We start from the raw sequence: 9,493 nt of genomic DNA on the forward strand, positions 1-9,493 counted from the left end.
GCGGAACGGGCCGTCGGCCACGGAGCGACGCTCTACCAGGCGTGGGTGTACCTCGATGGACTGCGATTCTTCACGTTTATTCACGATTCGGTCTAACAGCATGTTGAAGGCCGTTTCACCAAGTGAATCTTTTGGCTGATGGATGGTTGTCAGCGCAGGGGTGAAGTAACGGGCGTTGCGCACGTTGTCGTAACCGATAACTGAGATATCCTGCGGCACGCGCAGTCCCATCTCATCTGCGGCACACAGCGCACCCATCGCCATAATATCGCCACCACAGAATACGGCGGTTGGGCGATGTGACTGGGAGATGATTTGCTGCATAGCGCGGTAGCCGGATTCAGGCTCAAAATCACCCTGGACAATCCAGTTGTCAGGCACTTTAATCAGCGCTTCTTCCATCGCTTTCATGAAGCCAGCCAGGCGGCCTGCGCCGGTATTACGCTCCATAGGTCCTGGGATCACGCCGATCTCACGATGACCGCGTTCAATCAGATACCGGCCTGCCATGTAACCGCCTTCGAAAGCGTTATCAATGACGGTATCGGTAAAGTCGGCTTTTGCTTCGCCCCAGTCCATAACCACCATGGGAATATGGCGATACTCTTCGAGCATGGAAAGCAGTGATTCCGGATATTCTGAACACATTACCAGCAAGCCATCTACGCGCTTTTGCGCCATCATAGACAGATAAGCCTGCTGTTTTTCGAGACTGTTCCAGGCGTTGCCCAAAATCAGGGTGTAGCCTTTCTGGAAACAATTTTTCTCAACGGCCTCGATAATTTCGGCGAAATAGGCCGCTTCGCTGCTGGTTGCCAACAAACCGATCGATTTGGTGTGATTCACCTTCAGGCTACGTGCAACTGCGCTAGGGGAGTAGTGCAGCTCTTTGATCGCTGCCCAGACAGCGTTGCGCGTTTCTTCAGCGACAAAGCGTGTTTTGTTAATTACGTGTGATACGGTTGTAGTGGAAACGTTTGCTCGCTTCGCTACATCTTTAATAGTTGCCATTACATCTCACTCCAGACCATATCCTAAGCTCCTGAGAATACTCCAGGTAAACGTTTGCCTTCACACACCCTCAACGCAACGTCAGGGTTGCGGCACGCCGGGAAAACGACACGGAACGTCAGGAAGGGGTCAATGGCCGGTACGCTAATCAAGTAAGCGTGGAATTTTGTCTGATCTTAACGAAAAGGGGAAGAGTTAAAAGCAGTTATCAATATAAATCGTGAGAGATTTTTGCTTTCAAGTGTGTAAAAATGCGCAATATCACTTTTTGTGTGGGAATAAAAAGGAGAAAACTTGATGAGCACCGATCTGAAATTTTCGTTAGTAACGACCATAATTGTTCTGGGCCTGATTGTCGCGGGTGGCCTGACTGCAGCACTGCACTGATTTCCCCCGAGGGAGTTCGCTCTCCCTCATCCTTTCTGCTTGCCTTTTCCGTCCTATTTTTTGCAAATAAGCAAAAGTCTTTTGCAGTTTTGTTAACTTTATTAATTTTGCGATCAATGTCATGCTTTTGACTCTTATGATGTGTCGTGCCAAGGCTCGACGTTACGGAGTCGATAGATGAAACTCAATTATCCTTTACTGGCGCTGGCGATAGGTGCGTTTGGCATTGGAACGACCGAATTTTCTCCCATGGGGTTGCTACCCGTCATTGCCAAAGGCGTGGATGTATCCATTCCGGCCGCAGGGATGTTAATCAGCGCGTATGCGGTAGGCGTGATGGTTGGCGCCCCGCTGATGACATTACTGCTGTCCCATCGTGCGCGTCGCAATGCGCTTATCTTCCTGATGGCCATTTTTACGTTGGGTAATGTACTTTCGGCGATATCTCCGGATTACACGACGCTGATGCTGTCGCGCATTTTGACCAGTCTTAACCACGGGGCATTTTTCGGCCTTGGCTCTGTGGTTGCCGCAAGCGTGGTGCCCAAACACAAACAGGCCAGCGCCGTAGCAACTATGTTTATGGGGTTAACAATTGCCAATATTGGCGGTGTTCCCGCAGCAACCTGGCTTGGGGAAACCATCGGCTGGCGTATGTCCTTTATGGCGACGGCGGGACTGGGTGTTATCGCCATGGTCAGCCTGTTCTTCTCATTACCCAAAGGTGGGGCAGGAGAGCGCCCGGATGTCCGCAGCGAACTGGCGGTACTCATGCGTCCGCAGGTGTTGTCGGCTCTGCTGACGACCGTTCTGGGGGCCGGGGCGATGTTTACGCTTTATACCTACATCTCACCCGTGCTGCATAGCATTACTCATGCTACACCGGCGTTTGTCACCGCTATGCTGGTGCTGATTGGCGTTGGGTTCTCTATCGGTAACTATCTGGGGGGTAAACTGGCTGACCGTTCGGTTAACGGTACGCTGAAAGGCTTTTTACTGCTGCTGATGATTATTATGCTGGCGATACCTTTCCTTGCGCGTAATGAGCTGGGTGCGGCCGTGAGTATGGTGGTGTGGGGTGCAGCAACGTTTGCGGTGGTTCCGCCGCTGCAGATGCGTGTGATGCGCGTTGCCAGCGAGGCGCCTGGATTGTCATCGTCAGTTAATATTGGCGCGTTTAATCTGGGGAATGCCCTGGGAGCGGCGGCTGGTGGGGCGGTAATTTCCGGAGGGTTGGGCTACAGTTTCGTACCGGTAATGGGGGCGATTGTGGCGGGACTTGCGCTACTGCTGGTCTTTGTCTCGGCAAGGAAACAAGCGGAAGAAGTCTGCAACGCAACGAATTAAAAACAAAAACGCAGAAGGGAAACCCTTCTGCGTTGTCATCTTATGCTGCGAAGTTTTTCGCAACAAATTCCCAGTTCACCAGTGCCCAGAAGTGTTCCAGGTAGCCAGGACGGGCATTACGATAATCGATGTAGTAAGCATGTTCCCACACGTCAACGGTCATCAGCGGCGTCGCGTCAGTCGTCAGCGGTGTACCTGCGTTGGAGGTGGACACGATAGCCAGTTTGCCATCCGTTTCTTTGACCAGCCAGGTCCAGCCAGAACCGAAATTCTTGATAGCGGCATCGGTGAATTGTGCTTTGAAGTCTGCAAAGCTGCCAAAGGAGGCGGCAATCGCTTCGGCCAGTTTACCGGTCGGCTCGCCACCTGCGTTCGGGGCCAGGCAGTTCCAGTAGAACGTGTGGTTCCAGACCTGGGCTGCGTTATTGAATACACCACCTTCAGAGCTACGTACGATCTCTTCCAGTGATTTACCTTCAAACGCCGTGCCTTTAATCAGGTTATTCAGGTTAGTAACGTAAGTCTGGTGATGTTTGCCATAGTGGTATTCCAGCGTTTCGGCAGAAATGTGCGGTGCCAGAGCATCTTTGGCATACGGTAATGCAGGTAATTCGAACGACATTGCTTCTCTCCTTATTATTTATATTGAGTACACACAATAGCCTCATTGTGAGTAAGGATAGGGTAGCAAATTGAAAGGTTATGCAAAAGAAGAACTTACCCTACAGCATATTCTGTAGGGTAAGTTTTTAGCGAATTGTTTTCGGCGTCATTACACGGCGAGCGCCCACGTAGTGGCGTTGCCAGTAATCTTCGCTCAGAGAGGTTATTTGAATTTCCTGACCGCTGCGTGGAGACTGGATAAATTTACCATTGCCGACATAGACGCCAACGTGGTCGGCGGTACCGCGACCTTGCGTGCGGAAGAAGACCAGATCACCGTTTTTCAGTTCGCCACGTTCAATCGGCGCAGCGTCGCGCAGGTGATACATTTCATTGGCGGTACGCGGAATGCGGAACTTGACCAGATCTTTGTATGCGTAATAAACCAGCCCGCTGCAATCAAAACCGGTTCTGGGTGAGGTGCCCCCCCAACGGTAAGGTTTGCCGATTTGGTTCATGAGGGTAGACATGGCGGTTTTGGTTGCTTTCTGTACTTTCACTTTATGTACATCAGCAACGGCTGTTGGCGCAGTCGTCTTCACTTTTACACAACGTGGCTTATGACCTTTGCGCGGGGTACATTTTTCAGTCCAGGTGACGGCGGGGGATTGTATTGCCGCTGTTTTACTACGACGGTTTGCTGTTTTCGTCGATTTTGCCGGAGTCGCTGTGCGTTTTTTGGAGGAGGAAGCCGTTTTCGTACTGGTTTTACTGGTGTTTTTTGTCGCCGTTTTCTTGTTGGTTTTTGTTGCTTTTTGACTGGCTGTTGCGCTTTTCTTTTTATCTACCGTCTTGACGGTGTGGGAAGCGGTAGGTGTCGCCCTGGCCTGCTTGGAAGCATGAGCCATAGGCGTAAAAGGCAGTGTGGTAAAAAGTAAAGCACAGAGCGTGATCGAGATTCGGTTTATCCGCGCCACTGAGCAGTCCTCTGGTAAGGCAGGTCTATCGTGCCTGCGTGTGATTTTCAAAACTTGACGATTCTAATCTATAGAAAGAGGGAAAGTTAATAGCTTTTTTCGTTTAAAACTACGTTTCGTAACCGACCGCAAAAAAAAACAGCAATTCAGGGCGTAATTGGTGAACAGATAATCAAATCCACAGGCTTCATGCGGATAAATGAGATTGTGAATGCAACTTTTAACGACAGGCGATAAAATAATATCGCGTAATGAAAATGTTATTTTCCGTTACCTGCCTGACCCGCTACAATGTCAGACTACTGCCGTAAAAGAAGTTTAAGGAAGCAAGATAATGAGCACCACTATCGAAAAAATCCAGCGCCAGATCGCTGAAAACCCGATTCTCCTGTACATGAAAGGTTCCCCAAAACTGCCAAGCTGCGGTTTCTCTGCTCAGGCTGTGCAAGCGTTGTCCGCCTGTGGTGAACGTTTTGCTTATGTTGATATTCTGCAGAACCCGGATATTCGCGCCGAGCTGCCGAAATATGCCAACTGGCCGACTTTCCCACAGCTGTGGGTTGATGGTGAACTGGTAGGCGGCTGTGACATTTTAATTGAAATGTACCAGCGCGGGGAGTTGCAGCAGTTGATTAAAGAAACTGCGGCGAAATACAAAACCGAAGAGCCAGACGCTGAGTAATTTTAGCAGAAGTAAAAAAGCGACCTGTGATGGTCGCTTTTTTTACGTCGCCGTTACGCTTCTTCAGGCACGGGAAGAGGCCAACCGCCGAGACGTTTCCAGCGGTTAACGATTTCGCAAAACAGAACGGCTGTCCGTTCTGTGTCATACAGTGCCGAGTGTGCCTGATTCCCGTCAAACTCCATTCCCGCCGCCAGGCACGCTTTTGACAACACAGTCTGCCCCAGAGACAGGCCGCTTAATGCTGCCGTATCAAAGGTGACGAAGGGGTGAAACGGATTACGTTTCAGTGAAGCGCGTTCTGCTGCAGCCATCATAAAACTGTGGTCGAACGTAGCGTTATGCGCCACCATGATAGCCCGATTACAGCCGCTATCTTTGATACCTTTACGCACCATTTTGAAGATGGCATGCAGCGCGTCGTACTCGCTGACCGCGCCACGCAGCGGGTTGCTCGGGTCGATACCGTTAAATGCCAGCGCTTCGGGTTGTAAATTCGCCCCTTCAAACGGTTCAACGTGGAAATGTAACGTCGTGTCCGGCATCAGCCAGCCTTGTTCATCCATTTTCAGTGTGATGGCGGCAATTTCAAGCAGCGCATCGGTTTTGGCGTTAAATCCTGCTGTTTCGACATCAATGACGACAGGATAAAAACCACGAAAACGGTCACACAGACCGGAAAGTTGAGCGTTATCGGACATCTGGGTCTCTTAATACGGGAAAATTGCAGCGCGTATTATGGCAAAATGATGAGTATAAAACTACGGGCACAGACGATCTGCGCCCGAGGGGGGGTTAGTCGCCCAGACCGCGGCCGGCGTCTTTTTCTTCGATCAGCTCAATTTTATAGCCGTCCGGATCTTCAACAAACGCGATCACTGTTGTGCCGCCTTTTACCGGACCCGCTTCACGCGTTACGTTACCGCCGTTTTGACGAATACGTTCACAGGCCTCTGCCGCGTTATCTACGCTCAGGGCGATATGACCGTAGGCTGTGCCCAGCTCATACTTATCGACACCCCAGTTATAAGTCAGTTCGATCACCGCTTCGCTGGTTTCCGGGCCGTAGCCGACAAAGGCCAGAGAGTACTTGTATTCAGGGTTTTCGCTGGTACGCAGCAGCTTCATGCCCAACACGTTAGTATAAAACTCGATGGAACGCTGCAGGTCACCCACGCGCAGCATGGTATGAAGTAAACGCATCTTTTTCCCCTTCGAAAATGGCTAATACATTCAAAATGTTGTTTTAGTATAGCGGCGTTGTTACGCCGCTATCAATGGCAGAACTGAGTTTGTGAGGTTACAGGGTAGGATAATCGGTATAGCCTTCAGCACCGCCGCCGTAGAAACTTTCCGCACGCTGTGGATTGAGCTCGGCTTTACGCTGCAGACGTGCAACCAGATCCGGGTTAGCAATGTAAGCACGACCAAAGGCAACAGCATCGATCAGACCTTTCTCGATCAGTGATTCGGCTTTCTCTGGCGTATAGGCGCCCGCACCAATAATCGGACCGTGGAAACGGGCGCGAACTTTCTCGCGAAACGCGTCTGAATACGGTTCGCCACCAGCCCAGTCTGGCTCGGACATGTGCAGATAAGCAATGCCGCGCTTGCCCAGTTGTTCAATCAGGTACAGAGCATCAGCCTCTTCATTCGGACCGTTGTCGACGTTCTGGAACGAGCCGATAGGGGAAACACGGATACCAATGCGATCGGCACCCCATTCTTTAATACCTGCATCGACGACTTCCAGTACCAGACGAGCACGGTTTTCAACACTACCGCCGTATTGATCGGTACGCTGGTTAGACGTTGGTGACAGGAATTGATGCAGCAGGTAGCCGTGAGCGGAATGCAGTTCAACCATGTCGAAACCCGCTTCGCGTGCGTTGGCAATCGCCTGACGGAAGTCATTTACGATGCCAGGGATTTCTTCGGTTTCCAGCGCACGCGGCATTGAGGTATCGACACGTGTTGCCTGGCCATTTTCATCGCGCAGTGAGGTGCGGGTACCGGCGCTAATCGCAGAAGGCGCAACCGGTGCCTGACCATTTGGCTGCAGACTGGCGTGAGAAATGCGCCCGGTGTGCCACAACTGAACAGCAATATGACCTTGCTCAGCATGTACGGCCGCAGTGATTTTTTTCCATGCGGCAATCTGTGCTTCGCTGTGTAGCCCCGGCGCCCCTGCGTAGCCTTTCGCCTGGGCGGAGATCTGCGTCGCTTCGCTGATAATAAGACCTGCGCTGGCGCGTTGACGGTAATACTCGGCCATCAGCGGAGTAGGGATGTCGCCCGGCTCGATGCTGCGCAGACGCGTCAGTGGCGCCATGAATATGCGGTTCGCTGCCGTAATGGCGCCCACTTTCAGTGGGGAAAACAGTTTTTCAGATGACATGTGGCACTCCTGAATAGACCGGTCGTCTAGTAATAAAAGAAATAAAAACGCCTGTTAAACGGCAGGCGTTGTAATGATGGTTTTAACGTGCGCCAGCGCATTTTCCAACGGAGTGGCGCTACGAGAAATCTTGGCCTGGAGGTTGGCGCCCAGCCACAATGCATACAGCACCTGTGCCTGCTGTAACGGCTCGCCAACAAAGGACAGACAGTGATTGCCCCGGCCTTTCTCCAGCGCCTGCGCTAACAGCGCAATAATGTGCCGTGCACCTTTATCCATCGCTGTGCGCATATCCTCTGACAGATCGCACACTTCGGCAGACAGCTTAACGGTTAAACAGCCGCTGATAATCCCGTGCTGGCTAAACTGTTTCAGGGTTTCCTGATAGTAGGCCAGGATACGGTCGCGGTAATTCCCCGCCCCTGTAGCAAAATGCGTAGCCAGTCGCTGATGATAGGCCGCATAGTGGCGTTCCAGCATCGCGACACCGAACGCTTCTTTAGAGCGAAAATAGTGATAAAACGAACCTTTAGGAACTTCAGCGGTTTTCAGTAGTTCGCTTAAGCCCATGCCGGTGAAGCCGCGCTGCATACACAGCAGTTCGCCGGTCGCCAGCAGATGTTCGCGTGTATCGTGTTCAGTGACTTTGTTCATAGGAAGAAGTGTAATAGACCAGTCGGTCTAATGCAATAGCCCTTGCGAGAAATTCAGTTAACGTCTTCAATAGGTATATCAATCTCACTAAAGGAGGGGATGTGGCCGAACAGCTGGAGTTTTTCCCTGTCCAGAGCCCATGCCGTGGAATATGTCAGTCTGACGAACGCGGATTTTGCCGTGGCTGTTTTCGCAGTCGGGATGAGCGTTTTAACTGGCAGAAAATGAGCGATGCCCAAAAGCAGGAGGTACTGCGGCTTTGTCGCCAGCGCCTGATGCGTAAATTACGCGCAAACAAATCCAACCCGCCGGAAGAACCGCAACAACCTTCACTCTTTTAAAAGCGTAATTGCGTATACTCGATGCACATACACTTATAAGGAAGCTGCTATGGTTCAGCGTATTACTATTGCGCCGCAAGGCCCGGAATTTTCGCGCTTTGTGATGGGGTACTGGCGCCTGATGGACTGGAATATGTCCGCACGTCAGCTAGTCAGCTTTATTGAGGAACATCTCGATCTGGGTGTCACGACTGTCGATCACGCGGATATTTATGGCGGATACCAGTGTGAAGCGGCGTTTGGCGAGGCGATGAAACTGGCTCCGCATTTGCGTGAAAAAATGCAGATTGTGACCAAATGCGGTATTGCCACGACGGCGCGCGCGGAAAATGCGCTGGGCCATTACATCACCGACAGCGCGCATATTATTGCCAGTGCGGAAGAATCGCTGAAGCTGCTGGCGACCGATCATATTGATCTGTTGCTGATTCACCGTCCCGATCCGCTTATGGATGCTGACGACGTCGCCGACGCTTTCAAAAAATTGCACCACAGTGGCAAAGTGCGTCACTTTGGTGTCTCTAATTTCACCCCGGCACAGTTCTCGTTGTTGCAATCGCGTCTACCGTTTACGCTGGCAACCAACCAGGTTGAGATCTCTCCGGTACATCAGCCGCTCCTGCTGGATGGTACTTTAGATCAACTGCAGCAACTGCGTATTCGTCCAATGGCCTGGTCCTGCCTCGGCGGCGGTCGCTTGTTTAATGACGATGCGTTCCAGCCATTACGAAATGAACTTGCCGTGATAGCAGAAGAACTGAATGCACAGTCCATAGAACAAGTGGTGTATGCGTGGATCCTGCGTCTGCCGTCGCAGCCACTGCCGATTATTGGCTCGGGTAAAATCGAACGTGTGCGTGCTGCAATTGAATCAGAGTCATTGAACATGTCTCGCCAGCAGTGGTTCCGTATTCGTAAAGCGGCGCTCGGTTACGACGTGCCTTAATCACGTATTCAGCGTTCCGTCGTTCAAATTTGTGTCACTGGATTACACTTATCAGTCAGACACCTGGATGACGGAGGTTGTATGAAACGTTTGAGTTTAGCCATCATCACGTTATTGGCCTGTGCAGGTGCACAGGCTGCCAGTGAG

12 protein-coding genes and 1 pseudogene are annotated in these 9,493 nt (G+C 51.4%); 6 read left to right on the forward strand and 7 right to left on the reverse strand.

Annotation, left to right across the window (positions count from 1 at the left end; genetic code table 11):
• The coding region (gene purR, locus FDX03_RS18370; RefSeq protein ID WP_137346392.1) for an HTH-type transcriptional repressor PurR at positions 1–1,011 on the reverse strand (1,011 nt) is incomplete at its 3' end.
• Positions 1,012–1,308: 297 nt separating this feature from the next.
• Here purR and cydH point away from each other — a divergent pair.
• On the forward strand, positions 1,309–1,398 hold the full coding sequence (gene cydH / locus FDX03_RS18375) for a cytochrome bd-I accessory subunit CydH (RefSeq protein ID WP_003029209.1): 90 nt from the start codon (positions 1,309–1,311) through the stop codon (positions 1,396–1,398).
• 177 nt (positions 1,399–1,575) lie between these two features.
• Complete coding sequence (locus tag FDX03_RS18380; RefSeq protein WP_048211765.1) at positions 1,576–2,745, forward strand: MFS transporter; 1,170 nt, start codon at positions 1,576–1,578, stop codon at positions 2,743–2,745.
• A 40-nt stretch (positions 2,746–2,785) separates the two neighbouring features.
• On the opposite strand, the gene sodB is transcribed toward FDX03_RS18380, so the two are convergent.
• Positions 2,786–3,367 (reverse strand): superoxide dismutase [Fe], encoded by a 582-nt coding sequence (gene sodB, locus FDX03_RS18385; protein ID WP_137346374.1) that lies wholly within the window; start codon positions 3,365–3,367, stop codon positions 2,786–2,788.
• Between the two features lie 127 nt (positions 3,368–3,494).
• Positions 3,495–4,325, reverse strand: a complete 831-nt coding sequence (locus tag FDX03_RS18390) for a C40 family peptidase (RefSeq protein WP_137346375.1) — start codon at positions 4,323–4,325, stop codon at positions 3,495–3,497.
• 334 nt (positions 4,326–4,659) lie between these two features.
• Between FDX03_RS18390 and grxD the strand changes: the two genes are divergently transcribed.
• Positions 4,660–5,007 (forward strand): monothiol glutaredoxin 4, encoded by a 348-nt coding sequence (gene grxD / locus FDX03_RS18395; protein ID WP_003832760.1) that lies wholly within the window; start codon positions 4,660–4,662, stop codon positions 5,005–5,007.
• Positions 5,008–5,060: 53 nt separating this feature from the next.
• Here grxD and rnt read toward each other — a convergent pair whose 3' ends face one another.
• The 4 genes from rnt to FDX03_RS18415 form a co-directional block, all read right to left on the reverse strand.
• The gene (rnt, locus tag FDX03_RS18400) at positions 5,061–5,708 is read right to left on the reverse strand and encodes a ribonuclease T (RefSeq protein WP_137346376.1); all 648 of its coding nucleotides are present in this window, start codon (positions 5,706–5,708) and stop codon (positions 5,061–5,063) included.
• A gap of 94 nt (positions 5,709–5,802) precedes the next feature.
• Complete coding sequence (gene gloA, locus FDX03_RS18405; protein WP_003029198.1) at positions 5,803–6,210, reverse strand: lactoylglutathione lyase; 408 nt, start codon at positions 6,208–6,210, stop codon at positions 5,803–5,805.
• A 97-nt stretch (positions 6,211–6,307) separates the two neighbouring features.
• Complete coding sequence (locus tag FDX03_RS18410; protein WP_048211761.1) at positions 6,308–7,405, reverse strand: alkene reductase; 1,098 nt, start codon at positions 7,403–7,405, stop codon at positions 6,308–6,310.
• Positions 7,406–7,459: 54 nt separating this feature from the next.
• Positions 7,460–8,059: a TetR/AcrR family transcriptional regulator gene (locus FDX03_RS18415; RefSeq protein WP_137346377.1), complete on the reverse strand. Its 600-nt coding sequence runs from the start codon at positions 8,057–8,059 to the stop codon at positions 7,460–7,462.
• Between the two features lie 101 nt (positions 8,060–8,160).
• On the opposite strand from FDX03_RS18415, the gene FDX03_RS18420 reads away from it, so the two are divergent.
• The 3 genes and pseudogenes from FDX03_RS18420 to FDX03_RS23600 all read left to right on the forward strand — a co-directional run.
• Positions 8,161–8,400 (forward strand): DUF1289 domain-containing protein, encoded by a 240-nt coding sequence (locus tag FDX03_RS18420; RefSeq protein WP_048211759.1) that lies wholly within the window; start codon positions 8,161–8,163, stop codon positions 8,398–8,400.
• Between the two features lie 49 nt (positions 8,401–8,449).
• The gene (locus FDX03_RS18425; RefSeq protein ID WP_048214269.1) at positions 8,450–9,346 is read left to right on the forward strand and encodes an aldo/keto reductase family oxidoreductase; all 897 of its coding nucleotides are present in this window, start codon (positions 8,450–8,452) and stop codon (positions 9,344–9,346) included.
• 81 nt (positions 9,347–9,427) lie between these two features.
• Positions 9,428–9,493 (forward strand): annotated as a pseudogene (locus tag FDX03_RS23600) (superoxide dismutase [Cu-Zn] SodC2); the annotation flags it as partial.

Origin of the sequence: Citrobacter sp. wls827 (genome assembly GCF_005280875.1) — a bacterium.
Classification (GTDB): Bacteria; Pseudomonadota; Gammaproteobacteria; order Enterobacterales; family Enterobacteriaceae; genus Citrobacter; species Citrobacter youngae.

Excerpts from the sequence above, each read along its gene's own strand:
- cydH (WP_003029209.1), top strand. The coding sequence starts at position 1,309 with ATGAGCACCGATCTGAAATTTTCGTTAGTAACGACCATAATTGTTCTG.
- FDX03_RS18380 (WP_048211765.1), top strand. The coding sequence starts at position 1,576 with ATGAAACTCAATTATCCTTTACTGGCGCTGGCGATAGGTGCGTTTGGC.
- sodB (WP_137346374.1), bottom strand. The coding sequence starts at position 3,367 with ATGTCGTTCGAATTACCTGCATTACCGTATGCCAAAGATGCTCTGGCA.
- grxD (WP_003832760.1), top strand. The coding sequence starts at position 4,660 with ATGAGCACCACTATCGAAAAAATCCAGCGCCAGATCGCTGAAAACCCG.
- rnt (WP_137346376.1), bottom strand. The coding sequence starts at position 5,708 with ATGTCCGATAACGCTCAACTTTCCGGTCTGTGTGACCGTTTTCGTGGT.
- gloA (WP_003029198.1), bottom strand. The coding sequence starts at position 6,210 with ATGCGTTTACTTCATACCATGCTGCGCGTGGGTGACCTGCAGCGTTCC.
- FDX03_RS18410 (WP_048211761.1), bottom strand. The coding sequence starts at position 7,405 with ATGTCATCTGAAAAACTGTTTTCCCCACTGAAAGTGGGCGCCATTACG.
- FDX03_RS18415 (WP_137346377.1), bottom strand. The coding sequence starts at position 8,059 with ATGAACAAAGTCACTGAACACGATACACGCGAACATCTGCTGGCGACC.
- FDX03_RS18425 (WP_048214269.1), top strand. The coding sequence starts at position 8,450 with ATGGTTCAGCGTATTACTATTGCGCCGCAAGGCCCGGAATTTTCGCGC.